The organism is Virgibacillus sp. (assembly GCF_013393565.1).
GTDB classification, from domain to species: Bacteria; Bacillota; Bacilli; order Bacillales; family Amphibacillaceae; genus Virgibacillus; species Virgibacillus dokdonensis.
This window is the reverse complement of record NZ_JABXHF010000017.1, coordinates 16,411-39,323: the sequence shown is the minus strand read 5'-3', so window position 1 is coordinate 39,323 and position 22,913 is coordinate 16,411. Positions and strand designations below refer to the sequence as shown.

Annotated in this window: 20 protein-coding genes; 15 read left to right on the top strand and 5 right to left on the bottom strand. The window is 36.1% G+C overall.

From position 1 onward, the window contains the following. Window positions 1-65 precede the first annotated feature (65 nt). Complete coding sequence (locus HLX49_RS05355) at window positions 66-1,373, top strand: DRTGG domain-containing protein (protein WP_077703281.1); 1,308 nt, start codon at window positions 66-68, stop codon at window positions 1,371-1,373. A 273-nt stretch (window positions 1,374-1,646) separates the two neighbouring features. Here the strand turns inward: HLX49_RS05355 and HLX49_RS05350 are convergent, their stop codons facing one another. Then, window positions 1,647-1,943, bottom strand: coding sequence for a YtpI family protein (locus HLX49_RS05350; RefSeq protein ID WP_077703282.1), 297 nt, complete (start codon window positions 1,941-1,943; stop codon window positions 1,647-1,649). Between the two features lie 151 nt (window positions 1,944-2,094). Between HLX49_RS05350 and HLX49_RS05345 the strand changes: the two genes are divergently transcribed. After that, window positions 2,095-3,042: a DHH family phosphoesterase gene (locus HLX49_RS05345; protein WP_296360963.1), complete on the top strand. Its 948-nt coding sequence runs from the start codon at window positions 2,095-2,097 to the stop codon at window positions 3,040-3,042. 160 nt (window positions 3,043-3,202) lie between these two features. On the opposite strand, the gene HLX49_RS05340 is transcribed toward HLX49_RS05345, so the two are convergent. After that, window positions 3,203-3,400, bottom strand: coding sequence for a YtzJ family protein (locus HLX49_RS05340; RefSeq protein ID WP_077703283.1), 198 nt, complete (start codon window positions 3,398-3,400; stop codon window positions 3,203-3,205). A 342-nt stretch (window positions 3,401-3,742) separates the two neighbouring features. Between HLX49_RS05340 and HLX49_RS05335 the strand changes: the two genes are divergently transcribed. After that, window positions 3,743-3,922, top strand: a complete 180-nt coding sequence (locus HLX49_RS05335) for a hypothetical protein (protein WP_077703284.1) — start codon at window positions 3,743-3,745, stop codon at window positions 3,920-3,922. A 124-nt stretch (window positions 3,923-4,046) separates the two neighbouring features. Here HLX49_RS05335 and ytrI read toward each other — a convergent pair whose 3' ends face one another. Then, window positions 4,047-4,550, bottom strand: a complete 504-nt coding sequence (gene ytrI / locus HLX49_RS05330; protein ID WP_296360955.1) for a sporulation membrane protein YtrI — start codon at window positions 4,548-4,550, stop codon at window positions 4,047-4,049. Next, window positions 4,550-4,882, bottom strand: a complete 333-nt coding sequence (gene ytrH, locus HLX49_RS05325) for a sporulation membrane protein YtrH (protein ID WP_073010088.1) — start codon at window positions 4,880-4,882, stop codon at window positions 4,550-4,552. Before ytrH ends, ytrI begins: the two co-directional genes overlap by 1 nt. 368 nt (window positions 4,883-5,250) lie before the next feature. Here ytrH and dnaE point away from each other — a divergent pair, with 368 nt between their 5' ends. The 8 genes from dnaE to HLX49_RS05285 all read left to right on the top strand — a co-directional run bounded on the left by dnaE (window position 5,251) and on the right by HLX49_RS05285 (window position 16,730). Continuing rightward, window positions 5,251-8,607 carry a DNA polymerase III subunit alpha gene (gene dnaE, locus HLX49_RS05320; protein WP_296360954.1) on the top strand — a complete coding sequence of 1,119 codons (3,357 nt, stop codon included), beginning with the start codon at window positions 5,251-5,253 and terminating at the stop codon, window positions 8,605-8,607. Window positions 8,608-8,913: 306 nt separating this feature from the next. After that, on the top strand, window positions 8,914-10,152 hold the full coding sequence (gene ystJ, locus HLX49_RS05315) for an NADP-dependent malic enzyme (RefSeq protein ID WP_077703287.1): 1,239 nt from the start codon (window positions 8,914-8,916) through the stop codon (window positions 10,150-10,152). Between the two features lie 20 nt (window positions 10,153-10,172). Then, window positions 10,173-10,796: a FadR/GntR family transcriptional regulator gene (locus HLX49_RS05310; protein ID WP_296360953.1), complete on the top strand. Its 624-nt coding sequence runs from the start codon at window positions 10,173-10,175 to the stop codon at window positions 10,794-10,796. A gap of 272 nt (window positions 10,797-11,068) precedes the next feature. After that, window positions 11,069-11,929, top strand: a complete 861-nt coding sequence (gene accD, locus HLX49_RS05305; protein WP_077703290.1) for an acetyl-CoA carboxylase, carboxyltransferase subunit beta — start codon at window positions 11,069-11,071, stop codon at window positions 11,927-11,929. Then, window positions 11,926-12,882: an acetyl-CoA carboxylase carboxyl transferase subunit alpha gene (accA, locus tag HLX49_RS05300; RefSeq protein WP_073010095.1), complete on the top strand. Its 957-nt coding sequence runs from the start codon at window positions 11,926-11,928 to the stop codon at window positions 12,880-12,882. Before accD ends, accA begins: the two co-directional genes overlap by 4 nt. 593 nt (window positions 12,883-13,475) lie before the next feature. Further along, window positions 13,476-14,435 carry a 6-phosphofructokinase gene (gene pfkA, locus HLX49_RS05295; protein WP_296360952.1) on the top strand — a complete coding sequence of 320 codons (960 nt, stop codon included), beginning with the start codon at window positions 13,476-13,478 and terminating at the stop codon, window positions 14,433-14,435. 37 nt (window positions 14,436-14,472) lie between these two features. Then, on the top strand, window positions 14,473-16,233 hold the full coding sequence (gene pyk / locus HLX49_RS05290; RefSeq protein WP_077703292.1) for a pyruvate kinase: 1,761 nt from the start codon (window positions 14,473-14,475) through the stop codon (window positions 16,231-16,233). Window positions 16,234-16,340: 107 nt separating this feature from the next. After that, on the top strand, window positions 16,341-16,730 hold the full coding sequence (locus HLX49_RS05285; protein ID WP_077703293.1) for an FxsA family protein: 390 nt from the start codon (window positions 16,341-16,343) through the stop codon (window positions 16,728-16,730). A 2-nt stretch (window positions 16,731-16,732) separates the two neighbouring features. On the opposite strand, the gene ytvI is transcribed toward HLX49_RS05285, so the two are convergent. Then, entirely contained in the window at window positions 16,733-17,839 is a 1,107-nt protein-coding gene (ytvI, locus tag HLX49_RS05280; protein WP_176087301.1) for a sporulation integral membrane protein YtvI, read from the bottom strand. 592 nt (window positions 17,840-18,431) lie between these two features. On the opposite strand from ytvI, the gene citZ reads away from it, so the two are divergent. From citZ to HLX49_RS05260, 4 genes are all read left to right on the top strand, one after another. Then, entirely contained in the window at window positions 18,432-19,550 is a 1,119-nt protein-coding gene (citZ, locus tag HLX49_RS05275) for a citrate synthase (RefSeq protein WP_077703295.1), read from the top strand. Window positions 19,551-19,702: 152 nt separating this feature from the next. Beyond that, the gene (gene icd / locus HLX49_RS05270) at window positions 19,703-20,974 is read left to right on the top strand and encodes an NADP-dependent isocitrate dehydrogenase (protein WP_077703296.1); all 1,272 of its coding nucleotides are present in this window, start codon (window positions 19,703-19,705) and stop codon (window positions 20,972-20,974) included. A gap of 131 nt (window positions 20,975-21,105) precedes the next feature. Further along, entirely contained in the window at window positions 21,106-22,044 is a 939-nt protein-coding gene (gene mdh, locus HLX49_RS05265) for a malate dehydrogenase (RefSeq protein ID WP_073010117.1), read from the top strand. Window positions 22,045-22,386: 342 nt separating this feature from the next. After that, window positions 22,387-22,863 (top strand): MaoC/PaaZ C-terminal domain-containing protein, encoded by a 477-nt coding sequence (locus HLX49_RS05260; protein ID WP_077703297.1) that lies wholly within the window; start codon window positions 22,387-22,389, stop codon window positions 22,861-22,863. Window positions 22,864-22,913 lie beyond the last annotated feature (50 nt).

Genomic DNA, 22,913 nt, shown 5'->3' with positions numbered 1-22,913 from the left:
TAAGATCAACTGTATAATAAATGGTAAATAATTTATTAGTACAGTTGAAAGATGGTGTATGTGCCATGAAAAGTAAACATGAACAAATTATCGAGCATATTCATTCTTTAGACGTAGGTCATAAAATTTCAGTTAGACAAATTGCTAAAGATTTGCACGTGAGTGATGGAACAGCTTATCGTGCCATTAAAGATGCAGAAAATAAAGGACTCGTTAGTACGATAGAACGTGTAGGCACAATCCGAATTGAACAAAAGAAAAAAGATAATTTTGAACAATTGACTTTTGCTGAATTGATCAATATTGTAGAAGGGCATGTTCTAGGCGGAAGAGAAGGGTTACACAAAACTTTAAATAAATTTGTTATAGGAGCCATGCAGCTAGAAGACATGATGCGATATACAGAGGCAGATGCCTTGTTAATTGTAGGTAACCGTACAAAAGCACATGAACTAGCTATTAAAGAAGGAGCCGCAGTCTTAATTACGGGAGGCTTTGATACGACAGAAGACATAAAAAGGTTGGCCGATGAAAGAAAATTGCCTATCATTTCAACCAGTTATGATACATTTACGGTAGCTGCAATGATAAATAGAGCGATCTATGACCAATTAATAAAAAAGGAAATTGTGTTGGTAGAGGATATTTATACACCTTATGAAAAAGCTTTTTACCTAAAAGAAGGTAACGAGGTAGAGGATTGGTATGCCTTAAATAATTATTCAAAGCATACGCGTTTTCCGGTTGTAGACGATCGGAGGAGGGTTTTAGGTATCGTCACGTCAAAGGATGTGGTTGGGAAATCGAATGATACTTCCATTAGTAAGGTGATGAGTAAACAGCCTAAAACTGTCCAAACGAATATTTCTTTAGCTTCTGTCGCTCACCTAATGGTATGGGAAGGAATTGAAGTGATCCCTGTAACAGATGAGCAAAATCATTTACAGGGAATAATATCTAGGCAAGACGTATTAAAAGCGCTTCAACAAAATCAACGTCAACCCCAGATTGGTGAGACGATTGATGATATTGTGTCGCGAAACATAGTAGAATCAGAGAGTGAACCCGGTGTTTTTGAAACGAAAGTTGCCCCGCAAATGACTAATCAACTCGGAACATTGTCAAGTGGTGTTTGTACAGCTTTAATGACAGAAGCGAGCAGGAGATTATTGCTACAGGATAAAAAAGGAGACTTAGTAGCCGAAAATTTAACGATTTATTTTATTAAGCCCCTGCAAATTGATAGCACGTTACGTATCAAGCCTAAATTATTAGAAATTGGTAGAGTGTATGCTAAGATTGATATTGAAGTATATGAGGAACAGCAACTTGCCAGTAAAGGATTATTAATGGCTCAATTAATGAATCGTTAACTTTATAACATACTGCAAGTCTTCTGATCCAAACAATAATATGTATATTGGACAAGTTTAAACCATGCAGCAGCACCAAACGCCTCTTTTTGGAACAAGCTTTTCGGTCATAAATATGGACTACGAACAACCAGTGTGGTTAAAAAAGAGAGAGATTCTCACTTTAAGCTAGATAATAAAAGTGGATGAGGCAATAAATACTTTCTGCCTCATCCAAAATTTACATAGACTAGTGTAAAGTCGGCAACAGTAGCTAACGATGGTTAACGTAAATCATTGGGACATGTTTAATCGCTTCCATTCACTTTTATAATGTTTAACTTCTTTGATTCCTCGACTAATAAGGGGAATAGCAAAAACAAGAAATACAATTCCAACGAATAGTGAAATACGTGTTTCGTAATAAATGTATTGATTAATCGTAAAGGCTACGAGGAAGCTACCTAAACAAATACGTGATTTTGCGTTAAAATAAGCTTGTTTTAAGCCGTCTTTGGTGTTTAAAATAGCTACTTTGTAATAAATCCAAAGCACAAATGCTGTGACGGTAATTACTGCAAAAATAAACATATAACTTCTCCCTTCATTCATGTTCAACAAATCTTATTGTGGTTTGTAATGTATATGTAGTGCAGTTGAATCTAAGATTAGATTCTTTGTCCATTTTACCTTTTATAAAAAAAAATTTCTACAGATAGACAAAATCATTTTCTAGTAGGTGATCTTTTTGAAGAATATATTAGCGTTAATTCAACAATATTCTACCGTTATCATTCATCGACATGTGCGACCAGACCCTGATGCAATTGGCTCTCAAGTGGGGTTAAAGGAATTAGTTAAGCATTCTTTTCCTGATAAAGAAGTTTATGCAGTCGGAGAAGAAGAAGCTTCTTTATCCTTTTTGGCAAAAATGGATATAATCTCTGATGAACAATATGAAGGTGCGCTTGTTGTTGTATGTGATACAGCAAATAGGGAACGGATTTCTGATCAGCGATTTACTTTAGGAGACAAGATTATTAAAATTGATCACCATCCGAATGTCGATGAATATGGAGACATACAATGGGTGGATACAAAAGCAAGCTCTACAAGCAAAATGATTTACGAACTTTATACATCTTCTGAAAATAACAGATTTACACTTACGGATGATGTTGCCCGTCTGTTGTATGCTGGCATTGTAGGAGATACAGGAAGATTTTTATATCCAAGTACTACGGAGAAGACATTTAAAGCTGCTGCGGAGCTGATTACGCATCACTTTGACCGTTCTGTTATATACGACAATTTGTATAGCATGCAACACAATTTAGTCAAATTGAAAGGATACATATACCAACAATTTTATATAGATGACACTGGAATGGCTTATGTAAAATTAACCAAAGAGTTATTGCGACAATACGGTATTGATCCAAATGAAACGAGTCAGTTAGTTAGTACTTTGGGAGATGTGAAGGGGATTGTTGCATGGGTTGTTTTTGTTGAAGAAGAAAAAAGCATTCGCGTTCGATTAAGGTCTAAAGGGCCAAGCATTAATGAATTAGCAACCAAGTACAATGGTGGCGGTCATCCAATGGCCTCTGGTGCGACTGTAATAACGTGGGAAGAGGCAGATCAAGTAATTGCTGATTTACAGATGATAGTGGAAGCTTACGAAGCGTAGCATTATTAGGAAGAGAAGTGTTAGTAAGGCACTGGAAATAAAGAAACAGAAGGGGGAGTTGCATCCCCTTCTCAAATATCCCGCTTGCGAAGCGCATGTAATGCGATATTAGAGTGGGTTTTTATGAATACCAAGTTTTGAGAGGGTTATACATTCTAATTTAGGAAGTTTTACTCCTGTTCTTTGGTATAAACCAGCAACCAGAAGCAGTTTCTTCACAGATTACTTCTAAATGCTCTTTTTCAATATCTCGCTTTATTAATCGAATTAATTCTTGAGATTCTGCAAATGCAGAATCACCTTGTTTCAAACGTGCTATTTTTTCATCTCTTTGTTGTCTGCGGCTTATTACCCACATGTTTCATCAACTCCTTTCTATACTCATTAGCTAGAAACGACAGATGGCTCTGTAATATATAATTTTTGAATATAAACGGGAATAAAAATGTTTACTTACTATAAGTATAAACGATTATTATGTTAAACATGAACAATTTTCCGATATTTCATAAAACGTTCAAAAAATGCATATGATGTAGTTCTAGTGATTACTACATACTTCGTATAAGGTTGACGCTTTTTTTGCATGAAACAAATAGCCAAGTTTTTCGGAACAAGCGCGCGAAGATAAAAGAAATCCTCAAGCCTTTTATTGAATTCTAAAAATAGCTATTTTCCAATAGCTAGAAGGAGGATGATTATGAATTTTAAAGTGTATGGTGGAGCGTCTGTTTTTGCTTTTGCAATTATCATTATTTACAGTTTAGTTTCTTGCTTATTTTATGATAAAGTAAATTGGATACAGGTCATATTATCTGGTATCGTTGCTTTTTGCTTATTTACAATCAGTTTATACATTGTGCAAAAATTGCATGAATAAAAGCAATTTCCTTTTTGAAAGGGATTCTTTTGATCATATCGTCCATGTTTTATGGAAGCCGTTTCTTATAAAGAGTAATATTCCTTCAATTTCACATACTTTATAAGAGGTACTATTAGTCTAGCTATGCTGAACGTTTGGCATTAGCCATTATTTTGATATTATTAGAGATAATGAGTTTGTTAACGGAAAGAGTGTAATCAAACTCTTTAACAGTAAATGTTTTATTTTCTAATGAAGCTACAATTAAGCTATCACTTTCAGCAATTATAGATAAATCTTTCCCTATAATATGTTTTAATTCCTCTTGTACCAGTTCTTCTAATTTACCTGCAATTAAGCGATCTATTCGTAATTCTTCTGTATTTTCGACCGTAAATGAGATGGATTCAATAGCAACTTGCTTTACTGATTTTTCATTAAGTTCGTCATTATCGGCAAGAAGTGATTCATTTTGATTCCTTAATTGACTTATTTCACTTTGCATATGATTCGTTCGGATAATTAGATCTTCATACATTGTTCCGTACATATAAAGCAAGATACAATAGGCTATTACCCCTCCAACCATTACTCCTACAAAAAAACGTTGCCATGTCACTTTTTTATGATATGGAGGAATGTGCATTATGCTATATCCTCCTGTGTTAACCAATTCAGAAGTAAAATAGCTGTTTTTACTCCTCCCATTGCAGATAGGATAAATAACGCTTGTTTAAATAAGTCCATGGTAGAGCCGTCATAAATGCCTCTTTCAAAATTTGCTATTGCATCAAATGTTCCTCCAATAGCTGCTACGATAGCCCATATTCTTAACTGCACTGCGATTCGCCCGATCTCTGTTAACGGCGCGTTTCCTGTAATAAATGCACCTACACTTCCGAGGATGGATCCGCCAATAACTACGCCAAAAGCTATAAAATAACAATGAATAAATGTTTCAAAAAAGCGTTCTTCCATGTTTATCATTTCCCCCTCTTTGTTTCTCCTCCATATAATGTAACGCGATTATTTTATAAAAAATGAATAGATAGTAAAGCATATGCTTATAGATTGTGGATAAATCATAAAAATTGTAAAAGGTTGTCTTTTTTGCACTATAGGAACGTATAAGGTTTTTTGGTTTATAGCTGATGCTTGTCAAAGAGCTAAGTTAGTGCTTGTAAACAAAACGCTAATGTCTGTTGTTTTCTACTTATAGGAATGGTATATTTGCTACTATATATTTATGAAACAATAGAACAAGTTATGCTAACCGCGGCTTTTCCTTATGCACGTTCTTCATTGATTGATATAATATGGGATAGAGCATGTGAAGGTGGGATACAATGGTTTTTACACATTTACAAATACGCAGTAGCTATAGCTTGTTAAACAGTACAATTACCATTGAAGAATTGGTGCAACGAGCGGCAGAACTTGGTTATACTGCTTTAGCACTAACAGATGAACAAGTGCTTCATGGGGCGATCAAGTTTTATAAAGCTGCAAAGAATAACGGTTTGAAGCCAATTATTGGTTTGACTATTTTAGTAGGCGATAGCCAAGAAGAAGCTCACGAAATGGTTATTTTAGCGAAATCAAATCAAGGTTTTCAAGAACTAATTAAATTAAGTACCTGGCTAAGAACTGAAGAACTGTCTTTCATAGAAGTGGAACAGCTCTTAACATATACTGCAGATTGTGTCGGCATTCTCTCTTTCAATCATGGCAATATAGTAAAACAATTGCGAAATAAATCCTTTGTTGAACTGAATGAATATATATCCGCATATAGACAAGCTTTTGGTGAGAACGACTTTTATATAGCATTAGAGTCTTATGGCGATGGAAGTAATCACCCATCTTTTTTTGCAGAGGTAAAACAGTTTCAAGAAATGTATCATGATTCCGTTGTGGCTATGCATGATGTTCGATATTTGAATAAAAAAGATGTGCTTGCGTATGATTGTTTACAGGCGATGAAAGTACAGCGAATTTGGGATGGCACTTATGTTGATGATAAATGGCGTAATCATCATTTGTGTTCAGAAAAGGAAATGCAACAGTATTTTTCTGAGTGGCCTGAGGCGGTTGAAGAAACTGCAAGCATTGTAGAAAAATGTAATTTAAATATTAATTTTGAACAACAACATCTGCCTTCATTTCCGCTTCCAGAAAACCAACAGCCTCATTGTTATTTAACAGAGAAATGTTTTGCAGTTTTATCACAAAAATATACAAAAGTAACAGATGAGATCCGAGAACGTTTACATCATGAACTTAATATTATTGAACAAATGGGGTTTAGTGATTATTTCTTAATTGTTGCAGATATGGTTGATTTTGCAAAAACAAATAACATTGTCGTTGGGCCTGGAAGAGGATCAGCGGCTGGTTCTTTGGTAGCTTATTTATTAGGAATTACAGATATTGACCCTATCAAATATGAGTTGTTATTTGAACGTTTTCTTAACCCAAATCGAATGACAATGCCTGATATTGATATCGACTTCTCGGATACACGTAGAGAGGAAGTTGTGGATTATGTACAAAGGAAATATGGCTCAGAGCACGTAGCGCAAATCATTACATTTGGAACGTTTGCTGCCCGCTCTTTAATGCGCGAGCTTATAAAAACGATGGATATTAATAAACAAGATGCTGCTTTTGTGTTACGGCACATTCCAGTGCAGTCGAAAAAAAATCTTGTGCAAATTGTTCAAGATTCAAGTGCATTAAAAGATTATATAAAGCATTCGGAAGTGCTACGTCGTTTGTTTAAGGTAGCTACGGTGCTAGAAGGTATCCCTAGACATATTTCTACTCATGCAGCTGGAATTGTTATCTCTAAAGAACCGCTTATGGAATATGCACCTTTAACTTCTGGTGCTGGTACAATGTATTTAACACAATATGCAATGAATGATGTCGAAGCTATAGGTTTATTAAAAATTGACTTATTAGGCTTACGAAATTTAACTCTCATAGAACAAATACTGCAAAAAATACGTTACGAATATAAAAAGGCTGTCTCATTAGAAGAAATTCCTCAAGAAGATCGGAAAACCTTTTTATTGTTGCAACAAGGAAGAACAAACGGTGTGTTTCAATTGGAATCACAGGGAATGAAGCAAGTATTACAAGATTTAAAGCCAACTCATTTTGAAGATATAGTTGCAGTTAACGCATTATATCGTCCTGGACCAATGGATTTCATTAAAACTTATATAAACCGGAAGCATGGTGTAGAAAAGATTTCTTATCCACATCCAGATCTCGCAACTATTTTAGAAAAAACCTATGGTGTGTTAATTTACCAGGAACAACTTATGCAAATTGCTCATCGCATTGCTGGTTTCTCCCTTGGACAGGCTGACTTACTTCGAAGGGCAGTAAGTAAAAAACAAGAAGAGGTCATGGAAGAACAAAAATCCGCGTTTATTAATGGATGCATACAGCAAGGGTATAGTCAATCGGTAGCAAATGAATTATTTGCTTGGATTGTCCGATTTTCGAATTACGGATTTAATCGGAGTCATGCTGTGGCTTATAGTCGTATTTCTTATCAGCTAGCATACTTAAAATGTCATTATCCGCAAGTTTTTTTCGCTGAATTATTAAGTGCTTCGATGCAACAACATCAGAAAATTACCTTGTATCGGAGAGAAATAAAGGAACTGCATATAAAATTACTTGGTCCATCGATCAATAATAGTTTTGGAAAATATGCAGTCGAAGGAAAACACATCCGAATGGGTTTGTTACAAATTAAAGGGGTAGGAAATCAGGCAGTTTCCGAAATTATTCGAGCACGTAAAGAGCGACCTTTTCAAAATTTATTCGACTTCTGCTTACGTACTTCCTTAAAAGTAATTAACCGAACAATCATTGAGCTATTAGTTCTATCAGGAGCTTTTGATGAGCTGCATAAAAATCGTGCTAGCTTATTAGCAACTATTGACCAAGCAATGGAGCAAGGTGAGTTGTTTGGTGAGTTCCAAGAGCAAGTAAGCTTACTAACGAACAACCTTGAATTGGAAGGCGATTATGTAGAAATAGAGGATTTCTCGGTAATAAAAAAACTATCTGATGAAAAAGAATTACTCGGTATATATATATCTAGTCATCCTGTTACAGTTTATCGAAAACAACTACAGCGAGCAGGGTATATTACCATAGATGCAGCTAGAAAAAGAGGGCATGGTTTTAAACATAGAAGTGCATGTGTTATTCAATCTATCAAAACTATCCGTACAAAACGTGGCGACCCAATGGCCTTTATTACCATTAGTGATGAAACAGATGAAATGGAGGCAGTTGTCTTTCCTGAATTATATCGACAAGTCCATCGTTGGTGGGAAGAAGGTATGCTAGTAGTAGCAAAAGGTAAGCTGGAGGCTAGAAGCAATGGACTACAAACATTATTATCTGCTATCCAAAGTTTTGAAGAGTCTGTTTTAGAAGATAAAACAAGCACAGATCGGCTGTTTATAAAATTAACAGGAAAAGATATTAAAGCAGACTTAGCTAAAATTAGCGAGGTAGCTCGTTATTTCCCTGGAAATACTCCAGTAATTGTTTTTCAAGAAAGTCTACAACAAACGTACCAATTATCCAAGGAATACAACCTTGCACCGAATTTACTTTGCATCCAGCGTTTACAAGACTACTTCGGTATCCATCAAGTTGTATATGACAAGTGACTATTTAGCCTGCTCTAAAAGTTAGTGGGCATATAGGTATCTAATATCAACCCATAAGGTAATCTTTTGTTCATTGCTCTAACGTTGGATGAAAGTTTTCGAAGGATGATTGAGATGAAAAAATAACTTTAGGAGGAAAAGGCATTTGTTTGTTAATTCAAATATAGATGTACTAAGTATCCTGATTAGAAAACAGCATTGTTTTACAGAAACGGAGCATCTGTTATAATGTAGTAGTTACTGGTGGTCAGACCACTGATGGATGGAAGAAATTATTTTTTCTATGAAAGGGAGCGAAGATGAAAAATGGCAAGCTTACGAGATAAAGCGCTACATGTTCATAAAGTTAATAAAGGGAAATTAACGACGGATTCCAAAATGCCTGTTACGAATGCGGATGAGTTAAGTCTAGCATACTCTCCAGGAGTAGCTGAACCATGTAAAGAAATTCACGATCGTGTAGACACAGTTTATGACTATACCATGAAAGGAAATATGGTTGCCGTTGTTAGTGACGGATCAGCAGTGTTAGGTCTTGGTAATATCGGGGCAGAGGCTGCACTTCCTGTAATGGAAGGAAAGTCTGTGTTATTTAAAAGCTTTGCCGGTGTAGACTCCTTTCCTATTTGTTTAGGCACCCAAGACGTGGAAGAAATTGTACAAGCAGTTAAAGTAATAGAACCGACATTTGGTGGCGTGAATTTAGAAGATATTGCTGCACCAAAATGCTTTACTATTGAAGAACGATTAAAAAAAGAGACAAACATTCCGATTTTCCATGATGATCAACATGGAACAGCTATTGTTACTGTTGCTGGATTAATTAATGCATTAAAGTTAGTTGGGAAATCATTTTCAGATATTAAAGTAGTTGCTAACGGAGCAGGGGCAGCTGGAATCGCTATTATTAAATTGCTTTATTTCTTCGGTGTTCGGGACATGATAATGTGTGATTCAAGGGGAGCCATTTATGAGGGTCGTGCAGAAGGTATGAATGATGTGAAGGAACGCGTAGCAACGTTCACGAATCAAGACAAGAAATCAGGCAGTCTAGAAGAAATGCTTGAGGGAGCAGATGTGTTTATAGGTGTATCTGTTGGGGGGGCGTTATCCAAGGATATGGTTGCGAAAATGAAAGATAATTCAATAATTTTCGCAATGGCTAATCCTGAACCTGAGATAATGCCTGAAGATGCAAAAGAAGCTGGTGCGAAAGTTATTGGAACAGGCAGATCTGATTTTCCAAACCAAGTAAATAATGTACTTGCCTTCCCAGGTATTTTTCGAGGAGCGCTTGATGTTCGGGCAACAAGAATTAATGAAAAAATGAAAGTTGCAGCTGCCGAAGCAATTGCATCACTAATTACCGAAAGTGAATTAGACGAAAATTATGTTATTCCAGCTCCGTTTGATCCAAGAGTAGCACCTATTGTAGCCAAAAGCGTAGCTAAAGCTGCTATGGAATCCGGAGTGGCTAGAATGGAAATAGATCCTGAAGAGATAGCTGAAAAAACAAGAAAGCTCTCGCAAATTGAGAATAAGTAATCTGTTAAAAGGAGTGAATCATGGCTGTGTCCATGTCTCATAAACAGAAAGCATACCAAGGAATTCTCCAAAAAATCCGTCAATACATGGATGCGCAACATTTACAGCCTGGTGACAAGCTCCCCTCCGAAAGGGAGCTTGCGCATACGCTTGGTGCTGGCCGATCTTCTATTCGAGAAGCGTTACGTGCAATGGAATTTTTAGGATTAATAGAAACCAGACGTGGTGAAGGAACATTTTTAAGTACATATCAGTCTTTTCAAACTGTGGAATTACTTGCTTCCTTTATCTTACAAGAGAAACAAACGAGGTTGGATTTAGCAGATGTCATTACAATTTTGGAAAAAGAAGCTGCGAAACTAGCTTTTTGGAATATAACAAAGCAAGATATACTTTATTTACAAGCTATTATTTATCAAGAAGCAGACTCGCTAAAAGATATGCATGCTATTTTTTTTCAATGTATTTTTAAGAAATCCAACAATAAACTATTAGCAAAAGTATGGAGCTTAATGTATGAATTTTTGGCAGTTGAACAAGAAATCAGCAATCATAATTTTTTTTATAAAGAGTTAATTCATATGTATGAAACACAGAATTATCAAGGGATTGAAACGTTGTTTGAAAAAATGATTCAAAAATAAAATATAACATTTGACGTTTTTTGACAGTATTCTTCATGATTTTTTTGTATAATGGCTAAAAGTGCGTGTTCAAAAAGATGCCATATTAAGTGTACTATGTAAATAATCTTTAAAAGCACTTTTAACTTTTCTGAGACAACAGAAGACTTATAAGTAAGTAAGAATTTTCTTTTGTTGTTTCTCTAAACGAACATAATACATTTCTGAGCGTATATAAGCCATAGCTTCATCATACGTATTAGGGGTCGTTTTGAAAAAAAGGAGGAATTGTCTTGCTTAAAGATTTTTTTGGCAAGCGAAAAAGATACGCATCTATTCCAAGTGAACAAGCAAAAACGGATGTGCCTGAAGGTTTAATGCAAAAATGTAGTGGGTGTCATAAGATTTATTATCGCAAAGAGATGAACAAAAATTTACAAGTATGCCCTCATTGTGATTATCATCATCCATTACAGGCCTGGCAACGAATTGAAACATTATTTGATGAAGCAAGTTTTGAGGAGTGGGACAAGCAATTATCAACTGGCAACCCTTTAGATTTTCCTGGATATGAAGAAAAAATAAAGAAAGATCAGGAAAAAACAGGTCTTCGTGAAGGCGTAGTTACTGGGAAAGGTACTATCGATGGTAAAGAAACAGCTTTTGCCGTAATGGACTCTTCATTTCGTATGGGAAGTATGGGATCGGTAATTGGTGAGAAAATAGCTCGTGCCATTGAACAAGCAAAAGAAGAAAAGATCCCATTTATTATTTTTACGGCTTCAGGAGGCGCGAGAATGCAAGAAGGATTGCTAAGTTTAATGCAAATGGCTAAAACTTCTGTAGCTGTAAAACTTTTTAGTGATGCAGGGGGGCTAATGATATCAGTTATGACTCACCCTACTACAGGCGGCGTTTCGGCAAGCTTTGCTTCTATTGGAGATTATCATCTTGCAGAACCGGGCGCGTTAATTGGTTTTGCTGGTAGAAGGATTATAGAACAAACGATTAGGGAGAAACTGCCGGATGACTTTCAAACGGCTGAGTTCCAGTTAAAGCATGGTCAATTGGATAAAGTTGTTCATCGATCAGATATGAAGAGTACCTTAGCGCTATTGTTATCGTTTCATCAAAAAGGTGGGAAAGAATCATGAAGCAAGTGTTGGATTTTGAGAAGCCCATTGTAAACTTAAAAGAAAAAATTGCAGAATTAAAACGATTCACCTCCGATAGTGATATAGATTTAACAGAGGAAATTAGAACATTAGAAAAGCGTCTTGCTGTATTGGAAGAAGATATTTATGGCAATTTACAGCCATGGGATCGAGTCCAATTAGCCAGGCACCCTGAACGACCAACTACTTTAGATTATATTGAGCAATTATTTACTGATTTTATCGAATTTCATGGGGATCGTTCATTTGGAGATGATGCTGCTATTGTTACAGGGCTGGCTTTTTATAAAGAAAAACCTGTAACCGTAATCGGTCATCAACGTGGTAAGGATACAAAAGAAAATATTCGCCGTAATTTTGGGATGCCACACCCGGAAGGTTATCGGAAAGCATTACGTCACATGAAACAAGCGGAAAAATTTTCAAGACCAATTATCTGCTTTATCGATACAAAAGGAGCTTATCCAGGAAAAGCAGCAGAAGAAAGGGGTCAAAGTGAAGCTATTGCAAGAAATTTAATAGAAATGGCGGGACTAACCGTTCCTATTATTTGTGTTGTTATAGGTGAAGGTGGCAGTGGTGGTGCATTAGGACTTGGAGTTGGTGATGAAATTCTTATGTTAGAAAATAGCACTTACTCCGTTATTTCTCCAGAAGGGGCAGCTTCTATATTATGGAAAGATGCTAGCTATGCGCAACAAGCAGCAGAATCTATGCAAATAACTGCTTATGATTTGAAAAAACTTGGGTTAATTGATCAAATTATACCAGAGCCTAAGGGCGGAGCGCACCGTGATTTAAACCAACAAGCAAGTTATTTAAACGAAGTAATCGATCATTCGTTACGTACATTAGAAAAGTATTCTATAGAAGAATTACTTGAAAAAAGATGGGAAAAGTATAAGAAAATGGGTTCCTATCAGATCCTTTAATTACGAACAATATGATAAATAAACATATGTTTTATACTCGAAAACTTTAAGGGATGAATTTCAGAAGAGCAACAAATTCGTGTAACTATGCTATTTAAAAGAAGGCTCATGGGAGAAATATGTTTGTGATGATAAGGGGGTAGGCAGAATTTTTGTCTCCCTCTATTCTCAATTCTCATTGTCTTGCGTACAAGGTGTTGCATTATTTTTTACATTATAGGGAAGTATAAAGTGAATCTTCAATTAGTGCAAGTAACAACGTTTGTAAAAAAACGTTCAAAAAAAGGGCTTACATTTTAAAATGTGCATTATTTTACAAGCTTTCGATTGCTATTTTAAGCATTTCCCATTATCTTTTAAGAGAGGACCTTTTTTATACTATAAGAAAGTATAAAAGTTTAAAGGTCTATAGTATAAGAAAACTACAGCTTTCGCCATAAAACTTGGCGACAAGCCAAGTTTTTCTAATACGATAGGAAAGTTATAAATGTTAGAAGTTGTAGCCTAAGAAAAACGGAAGCATTCGCTAAAGGCCTGGTGATAAGCTGAGTTTTTCTAAATTAAACTTGTAAGACCAGAGGTGGAATGTAACAATGAAAAAAATAGGTGTATTAACAAGTGGTGGAGACGCACCAGGGATGAATGCTGCTATTCGAGCAGTAGTTAGAAAAGCTATTTACCATAACGTTGAAGTCTATGGCATTAAATACGGCTATCAAGGTTTAATGGAAGGTAATATAGAACGAATGGAAATTGGTTCTGTTGGTGATATCATTCATCGTGGAGGTACAATTCTATATTCTGCAAGAAGTGAAGAATTTAAAACAGATGCCGGCCAAAAGAAAGCCATTGAACAGCTAAATAAATTTGGCATTGAAGGCTTGATTGTAATCGGAGGCGATGGTAGCTTTCGTGGAGCGCAAAAGCTAACAGAAAAAGGCTATCCTTGCATTGGCGTACCAGGAACGATTGACAATGATATTGCAGGTACAGATTTTACAATTGGATTCGATACAGCATTAAATACAGTAATTGAAGCAATTGATAAAGTTCGCGATACAGCAACTTCTCATGAAAGAACATACATCATTGAAGTTATGGGGAGAAATGCTGGCGATTTAGCATTATGGGCAGGATTAGCCGATGGTGCAGAGAGTATCCTTATTCCAGAAAGAGAAGAAGATTTTGCAACAGTTGTAAATAAATTGAAGCGCGGTCGTAAACGTGGTAAAAAACATAGTATTATTGTTTTAGCTGAGGGAGTAGGCAGTGGGTTTGATTACGGAAAACAAATTGAAGAATCTACTGATTTAGAAACGAGAGTTACTGTTTTAGGACATATACAAAGAGGTGGATCTCCAAGTGCTTCTGATCGAGTGCTTGCAAGTAGACTTGGTGCACAAGCTGTTGACTTAATATTAGAGGGTCAAGCAGGTAGAATGGTAGGAATTGAAAAAAATGTATTAGTCGATCATGATATTTCAAAAGTCCTTCATGATAAGCACATGATAAACGATGATATGTATAAACTTTCTCAAGAGTTATCGATTTAAAAATGCAGCTGTACGGACTATGTAAGGAGGATCTATAATGAGAAATACTAAAATTGTATGTACGATTGGCCCAGCTTCAGAGTCAATTGAGAAATTAGAAAATTTGATGGAATGTGGCATGAATGTTGCTCGACTTAATTTTTCACATGGAAACTATGAGGAGCACGCAGATCGCATCAAAAACATCCGTGCTGCGGCGGAGAAAACGGGGAAAACGGTAGCTGTTCTCTTGGATACAAAAGGTCCTGAAATCAGAACGCATGATTTTGTTGATGGACAAGCAGAACTCATGCAAGGTAAAACTGTTTACGTATCTATGAAAGAAGTGGAAGGTACTGCAGAACGTTTTTCTGTCACTTATCCTGGCTTAATTGATGATGTCCATGAAGGCTCGAAGATTTTGTTAGATGATGGTTTAATTGAATTAGAAGTAAAAGAAGTAAATAAGGCTAATCAAGAATTAAAGACAGTTGCACTGAATAGTGGGGTAATTAAAAACAAAAAAGGTGTTAACGTCCCTAATGTATCTGTGAATTTACCAGGTATTACAGAAAAAGATGCAAATGATATTCTTTTCGGTATAGGGCAGGATATCGATTTTATTGCAGCTTCTTTTGTAAGACGCGCATCAGACGTATTGGAAATAAAAGAGCTTTTGGAAAACCATAATGCAACACATATACAGATCATCCCTAAGATTGAAAATCAAGAGGGTGTCGATAATATTGATAGTATTTTAGAAGTAAGTGATGGGCTAATGGTTGCACGTGGTGATTTGGGGGTTGAAATACCTGCTGAAGATGTACCTTTAGTACAGAAACAATTAATTAGAAAGTGCAATACAGTTGGTAAGCCTGTTATTACGGCAACACAAATGCTTGATTCAATGCAGCGTAACCCTCGCCCAACAAGAGCAGAAGCTTCAGATGTAGCTAACGCTATTTTTGATGGTACAGATGCAATTATGCTCTCAGGCGAAACAGCAGCAGGTGATTATCCAGTTGAATCGGTGCAAACGATGAGCAATATTGCAGTTAAAGCGGAGACAGCAATTGATCATTCTTCTATATTGAAAGATCGATCTAGAAATGTTGATATGACAATTACTGACGCAATTAGTCAATCCGTTACGCATACAGCTATGAATTTAGCAGTAAGTGCTATTATAACTCCGACAGAAAGTGGACATACCGCAAGAATGATATCTAAATATCGTCCGCATTCACCAATCCTTGCTGTTACTTTTTCTGAAAGAATAAATCGAAGGCTTTCCTTAGTATGGGGAGTTCATGCCGTTATGTGTAGACGGGCTGAATCGACGGATGAAATGCTCGATATTGCAGTAGAACGTGGGTTGCGTTCTGGCATGGTCGAACATGGTAATCGCGTTATCATCACAGCCGGAGTTCCAGTCGGTCAAAGTGGAACTACAAATTTGTTAAAAGTGCACGTAATTGGTAATGTGATTGCTAGTGGACAAGGAATCGGTCGAAAAAGTGCTTTTGGTAAAGCTGTTGTTGTTAAATCAGCAGAAGAAGCAGTAAGCAAAGTAAGTGAAGGAGACATTGTAGTAACATATGGCTCAGATCGCGAAATGATGCCTGCGATTGAAAAGGCTGCTGGGATCGTTACAGAAGAAGGTGGCTTAACTTCCCATGCTGCTGTGGTAGGATTAAGCCTAGGTATCCCTGTTATTGTTGGTGTTAAAAACGTGTTTAAAGACATTAAAGATGGGGAAATTATTACAATTGATGGAGCAAATGGTGATATTTATCAAGGACATACGAAAGTTCTATAACATAAAAAAGGGGCGTTTCGCCCTCTTTTTTTATGTTATAGGCTATGAAAGTTTAAGCTGTTTTATACGGATAGCGTATGATATAGTTTGATCAGGAGGTGTGCAGTATGAAAATATTTTTACTTGTTGCATTTATCTTATCTGCTCTAGAGATAGGTGTTTTTATTTGGATAGGAGGTTGGATAGGTCCATGGTGGGTTGTAGGCTTTGTTCTCCTTACTGGAGCGGTGGGCTTTTATTTAGCAAAACAACAAGGGATAGAAACTTGGAACCGCGCGCAGCTTTCGATGCAACGTGGCGAAGCCCCAACAGGCTATATTATTGATGGAATTTGTATTCTAATAGGTGCTGTATTATTAGTAACTCCAGGCTTTATTTCAGATATAGTGGGATTTTTACTAGTTATTCCAACGACTCGAAAGCTGTTCAACCAAAGAATAGAAAAATTTTTAAAATATCTAATCAATAAACGAACTATTATATATCGGAGGTGGTAGCACTAACCTTTAATAAATTTCCATACATCTTGAAATATACCTGCTTGATAAAAAGCTTGTATGGAAATAAGTATAAGGGGAGCAATAATAAATCCAATGATTCCCCAAATTTGTAGCCCGATAAACAGTATAATAAGCGCTACTAGTGGGTGTGTCCCCATACTAGAAGATAAAATTTTTGGTTCAATTATTTGTCTAACAATGACAATAGAACCGTATAGAATCGCTAATTGAATCGTTAAAGCATGATCACCAACTATAAATAAATAAATCATCCACGGAAAGAAAATAATGCCAGATCCGACATACGGAATAAGGTCAACGAAAGCAACATATAGCGAAATGGTAAACGCATGATTAACATGTAAGAGTTTTAAACCTATATATACTAAAACAGCAGAAATGATTACTAAAATAAGCTGAGCCTTTACATATGCGATGACAGTTTTCTTAAATTGCATTTGTACACTATTTATTTTAGTTTGCAGTGAATGAGGGATTATTTTTTGACTGAACAAGGAAATTTGTTGGTAATCATTTGCTATTAGAAAAGCTGCTAATAAGATAAAAACCGTTACAGTAAAGGAACTTGGAAGCGCAGTAAATAAAGAAGGAATTTGCAATAAAATGAATTGGAGCGATTCCGAAAGTTTCGCACTAATATGTTCTGTAATATGTTTGACGGAATTGTTTATCGCTTCTTGTTGGGAAGTGTCCAATGCTTGTAAGTACGTCGTCATTTTCTCATATAGTGGCATGATTTTTTGATCCAAAATACTTGTTACATAATTGCTAAACGTTTGCACATAGTCTGGGAGGTGTGTTGCTAAAAAAGTAGTGCCTTGCATAAATTCAGAAAATAGAATAAATACGATGCTACTTAGAAAAGCAAACGTAAATAACATGGTTCCACTTACTGCCATCATCCGAGGAAGTTTCCATTTTTCCTCAAAAAAATTAGCAACTGGGTTTATTGCCATCGCTAAAATACTAGCTATAAGTAATGGATATAAATAGGAGAAACCTACAGTTAGTAACAGATAGCCTAAAATAGTAAGTGTTATTACAATTATAAAACGCAATAATTGGTATAATCTTGGCTTGTACATCTTTAAAACCTCAATCCCTTTTCTTATAAATTCCTTTCTGTTAGTTAAACAGAGAAGTACTCCTCGCTTGAACAATCTAACATGTAGTATGAAAATAAACCCTTTTAAAATAGGAGAAAACTTGGCTATCGCCAAGTCTTTATAGGAATGGAACGCCGTCGGTTTACTTATATGATAAAGCATAAAAATTTGATGCTTTCCTATAAAAATTAAAGCGTCGTTTAAGTATAAAGACAACTTCACCCACTCATTAAAACTTACTTGATATTTATGCAAGTCCAAATAAAATTAGAATAAAATTTTTGAGTCTTTTATTTTCTTAGTTTTTTAGTTTATAGTCTTATTTTAGTGGGTAAATACTACTGTCTTTTTTGCTGTAACTTAGCCTTTCTTATCACCAAAGTTGAAGCTAAGGAAACTCTTTTTTGCAAAATATGCAAGCTTCTAGTAAAATTTAATAGTAAGTTTAATCGGTTTCAATTCACATTAGATTCATAATACTTTATAATTATCATTGGGGGATATTATTTAGTTCTTAGATTGTATGTCGAAAGATAGTACACTGAATAATTTACAAAGGAGAGGGTTTGTTATGACAACAACAACGAAGGGGCTTGAGGGAGTTGTAGCAACTCAATCGTCAATTAGTTCTATAATAGATGATCAGCTTACATATGTAGGCTATAAGATTGATGATTTAGCTAAAAATTCCAGTTTTGAAGAAGTGATTTTTTTACTATGGAATCAAAGACTTCCGAAACAAGATGAGCTAGACGAATTAAAAAAAGAGCTTGCTTCAAATATGGTAGTACCAGAAGCAATTATTAAACATCTACATTCTTATGATTTGTCAACTGTACATCCAATGACTGCTCTACGCACCGCCGTTTCTATGTTAGGTTTGTACGATGAAGAAGCAGAAGTAATGGAAGCGCAAGCAAACAAGCGAAAAGCTATTCGTATTCAAGCAAAAATAGCCTCTATCGTAACCGCTTTTGCACGAATCCGTAAAGGAAAGGACCCTGTTCAGCCTAAGCTAAGTTATAATTATGCTGAAAATCTACTATTCATGTTAAATGGTAAAGAGCCGAAAGAAATTGAAGTAGAAGCTATGAACAAAGCACTTGTTCTTCACGCAGACCATGAACTTAATGCTTCCACCTTTACAGCAAGAGTATGTGTTGCAACACTGTCTGATATTTATTCAGGTGTTACAGCTGCAATTGGTGCATTAAAAGGTCCGCTACATGGTGGAGCCAATGAGGGCGTTATGAAGATGCTTACAGAAATTGGAGAAGAAGAAAATGCGATCCCTTACATTCAAGAAAAGTTAGACAATAAAGAGAAAATCATGGGAATGGGTCATCGTGTCTATAAAGGTGGAGACCCAAGGGCGAAGTTTTTAAAAGAAATGTCGAAACAATTAACAGAATTAATTGGCGAACCTAAATGGTATAAAATGTCAGTTAAAATTGAAGATTATATAAAAGATCACAAAGGTTTGCCGGCAAATGTCGACTTTTATTCTGCTTCTGTATATCACAGCCTAGGAATTGATCATGATTTATTCACACCGATTTTTGCAGTAAGTAGAACATCGGGATGGCTAGCTCATATTCTTGAGCAATACGCTAATAATCGTTTAATCCGTCCACGTGCAGAATATACAGGGCCTATCTCACCAGAATATAGTACAATTGATAAACGATAGTATGTAGCTAATTGTAGATTAACCGATTATTTTCTACTATAGCAACGAAGAGAAAATGATCCTTATAAATAAGGGCAGTGTGCAAAAGATGTTCATTGGGACTTATTTTTGCTAAACTATATACAGAATGAATTTAGGAGGTAATCATTGTTATGACAAAGGGAGAAAAAATTGTTGTAGAAAATGGAAAAATGGATGTACCAAACCATCCGATTATACCATTTATTGAAGGTGATGGAACAGGACCAGATATTTGGTCAGCTGCGCGTGAAGTAATCGAAGCTGCTGTGGAGAAAGCGTATAATGGGGAGAAAGCAATTGATTGGCTGGAAGTATACGCTGGAAAAAAAGCTTACGATAAAACAGGCGAATGGCTACCTCAAGATACATTAGATAAAATTAACCAATATAAAATTGCTATTAAAGGGCCGTTAACGACCCCTGTTGGCGGCGGGTTCCGCTCATTAAACGTGGCACTTCGTCAAGAACTTGATTTATTTACGTGCTTACGTCCGGTACGATATTTCGACGGTGTTCCATCTCCAGTTAAACGCCCTGAAGATGTGGACATGGTCATTTTCCGTGAGAACACAGAAGATATTTATGCAGGAATTGAATGGCAAAAAGGTTCAGAAGAAGTAGATAAAGTTATTAATTTTTTACAAGAAGAAATGAACGTTTCCAATATTCGTTTCCCTGAAACTTCTGGAATTGGTGTTAAACCAGTATCTGAAGAGGGAACGAAACGTTTGGTGCGTGCTAGTATCCAATATGCACTCAATGAAGGACGCAAAAGTGTTACTTTAGTACATAAAGGTAACATCATGAAGTTCACAGAAGGCGCTTTTAAAAATTGGGGATATGAAGTAGCAGAACAAGAATTTGCTGATCAAGTATTCACTTGGGCAGAATACGATCGCATTGTTGAAAAAGAAGGTAAGGATGCTGCTAACAAAGCGCAAGACGAAGCAGTTGCTGCAGGGAAAATTATTGTTAAAGATGCGATTGCAGATATTTTCTTACAACAAATTCTCACGCGTCCAAAAGAGTTTGATGTAGTAGCAACAATGAATTTAAATGGAGATTATATTTCTGATGCTCTTGCTGCACAAGTAGGAGGAATTGGCATAGCTCCAGGGGCAAACATTAACTATGATACAGGGCATGCTATTTTCGAAGCGACACATGGGACAGCTCCTAAATATGCAGGCATGGATAAAGTAAATCCTTCATCTGTTATTCTGTCTGCTGTTTTAATGCTTGAACATCTGGAGTGGAGAGAGGCAGCTAACTTGATTACGAAAGCGATGGATAAAACAATCGCTTCTAAGGTCGTTACGTATGATTTTGCACGTTTAATGGACGGTGCTAAAGAAGTGAAATGTTCCGAGTTTGGAAAAGAATTAATTAAAAACATGGACTAATAACGGATTTGCTGCACAATAGACGTAAAACTTACGTCTATTGTGTGATGAATGCACACATAGATATTGTTAAGTTTTTGCCGAACTAATCGACTAACTTTATACCAAATAGAACAAAGGGGTTTTTTATAATGGCAATAAAGAGAAGTAAAATTTCTGTAATCGGTTCCGGATTCACTGGTGCGACGACTGCATTAATGCTTGCGCAAAAAGAATTAGGTGATGTTGTGCTTGTTGATATACCTAATATGGAAGATCCAACCAAAGGTAAAGCTTTAGATATGCTAGAGGCTAGTCCTGTTCAGGGTTTTGATGCGTCTATTATTGGTACCTCGAATTATGAAGATACAAAAGACTCGGACTTGGTAATTATTACAGCGGGGATTGCTCGTAAGCCAGGAATGAGTCGTGACGACTTAGTAAATACAAATGCTAAGATTATGAAGTCTGTCACACAAGAAATTATGAAATACTCTCCGGAAACGTATATCGTCGTATTAACAAATCCAGTTGATGCTATGACATACACAGTATTTAAAGAATCTGGTTTGCCAAAAGAGCGGGTGATTGGGCAGTCAGGTGTACTAGATACAGCTCGTTTTCGAACTTTTGTTGCCCAAGAATTAAATGTTTCTGTTAAAGATGTAACAGGATTTGTACTAGGCGGACATGGGGATGATATGGTGCCTTTAATTCGCTACTCGTATGCGGGAGGAATTCCACTCGAAACATTAATATCTAAAGAACGTTTAGATGCTATTGTAGAAAGAACAAGAAAAGGCGGTGGAGAAATAGTAGGGTTACTTGGTAATGGAAGTGCTTACTATGCTCCTGCTGCTTCTCTTACAGTAATGGCCGAAGCAATTTTAAAGGATCAGCGTCGAGTTCTACCTGCTATTGCTTACCTTGAAGGAGAATATGGCTATTCAAACATTTATCTTGGAGTGCCAACTGTATTAGGTGGAAATGGTATAGAAAAGGTCATCGAGCTTGAATTAACGGAAGAGGAGAAAGCTGCACTTGATAAATCGGCAGATTCTGTTAAAAAAGTGTTAGATGTCTTAAATTAAAGGCTTATAGCATAACGAAAAACACATGAAACAAATTGTCGTTTCATGTGTTTTTTGTACCATAGGAAAGCAAACACTTTTTATGATTTATCCCGAACATAAGGTGCTGTAAGACTCCCACTTCAAGATTTGGAGATGTGAAATTGATCAAGTCTAAGTTGGAGATAACAGTACTTAAATCGCTACGTTGCTAAATGGGCGCTTGTACCCTTTTTCTACTATCCCTGAATTTCGTGAAGTACTACAAAAGCATTAGTTTAGTAGATGACCTCGTATGGATTGGCAAATGACTGAATTTTTGCTATAATAGAAAGCGTTTACATGGATAGGGGGATGAAAGGATTGATTGGAAAAAGACGACCGTTAGGCAAATCCTTATATGATATCAAAATTGGTGATACGTGCAGCCGAACGACTCGAATGAATGATCGAGATTTATTGTTGTACTTAGGATTAACGGATGATGCAAACCCGTTATATTTACAACATGACTATGCTTCATTAACACCTTATAAACAACCAATCGTGCCATCTGTCATGCTTTATGGCATGGTATCTTCTTTAGTATCTATGGAATTGCCAGGGCCAGGAAGCCATATTATTCATCACGAAATGGTTTTCCCTAGAGCAGTCTATCATAATTCCGAAGTAGATATTTCTCTAGAAGTAATTGCCATTGATGAGAGCAATCAGTGTCTAGCTATGAATGTACTTGCAAAGGATGAGGAAGGAGAAGTCGTTTTAAACGGTAAGTTGTATGTGACACCAGCTCATAAACCAAATACGTTAACTGCGCAATCTTTAGAAAACTTCTTTTAAAACTACTCTAAAACTTTGTTCATAACTTATCCCTTATTAGCATAAAATGT

Excerpts from the sequence above, each read along its gene's own strand:
- HLX49_RS05285 (WP_077703293.1), top strand. The coding sequence starts at position 16,341 with ATGAAAATATTTTTACTTGTTGCATTTATCTTATCTGCTCTAGAGATA.
- HLX49_RS05350 (WP_077703282.1), bottom strand. The coding sequence starts at position 1,943 with ATGTTTATTTTTGCAGTAATTACCGTCACAGCATTTGTGCTTTGGATT.
- dnaE (WP_296360954.1), top strand. The coding sequence starts at position 5,251 with ATGGTTTTTACACATTTACAAATACGCAGTAGCTATAGCTTGTTAAAC.
- HLX49_RS05340 (WP_077703283.1), bottom strand. The coding sequence starts at position 3,400 with ATGTGGGTAATAAGCCGCAGACAACAAAGAGATGAAAAAATAGCACGT.
- citZ (WP_077703295.1), top strand. The coding sequence starts at position 18,432 with ATGACAACAACAACGAAGGGGCTTGAGGGAGTTGTAGCAACTCAATCG.
- ytrI (WP_296360955.1), bottom strand. The coding sequence starts at position 4,550 with ATGCACATTCCTCCATATCATAAAAAAGTGACATGGCAACGTTTTTTT.
- mdh (WP_073010117.1), top strand. The coding sequence starts at position 21,106 with ATGGCAATAAAGAGAAGTAAAATTTCTGTAATCGGTTCCGGATTCACT.
- ystJ (WP_077703287.1), top strand. The coding sequence starts at position 8,914 with ATGGCAAGCTTACGAGATAAAGCGCTACATGTTCATAAAGTTAATAAA.
- accA (WP_073010095.1), top strand. The coding sequence starts at position 11,926 with ATGAAGCAAGTGTTGGATTTTGAGAAGCCCATTGTAAACTTAAAAGAA.
- icd (WP_077703296.1), top strand. The coding sequence starts at position 19,703 with ATGACAAAGGGAGAAAAAATTGTTGTAGAAAATGGAAAAATGGATGTA.
- ytrH (WP_073010088.1), bottom strand. The coding sequence starts at position 4,882 with ATGGAAGAACGCTTTTTTGAAACATTTATTCATTGTTATTTTATAGCT.
- HLX49_RS05335 (WP_077703284.1), top strand. The coding sequence starts at position 3,743 with ATGAATTTTAAAGTGTATGGTGGAGCGTCTGTTTTTGCTTTTGCAATT.
- ytvI (WP_176087301.1), bottom strand. The coding sequence starts at position 17,839 with ATGTACAAGCCAAGATTATACCAATTATTGCGTTTTATAATTGTAATA.
- pyk (WP_077703292.1), top strand. The coding sequence starts at position 14,473 with ATGAGAAATACTAAAATTGTATGTACGATTGGCCCAGCTTCAGAGTCA.
- HLX49_RS05355 (WP_077703281.1), top strand. The coding sequence starts at position 66 with ATGAAAAGTAAACATGAACAAATTATCGAGCATATTCATTCTTTAGAC.
- pfkA (WP_296360952.1), top strand. The coding sequence starts at position 13,476 with ATGAAAAAAATAGGTGTATTAACAAGTGGTGGAGACGCACCAGGGATG.
- HLX49_RS05310 (WP_296360953.1), top strand. The coding sequence starts at position 10,173 with ATGGCTGTGTCCATGTCTCATAAACAGAAAGCATACCAAGGAATTCTC.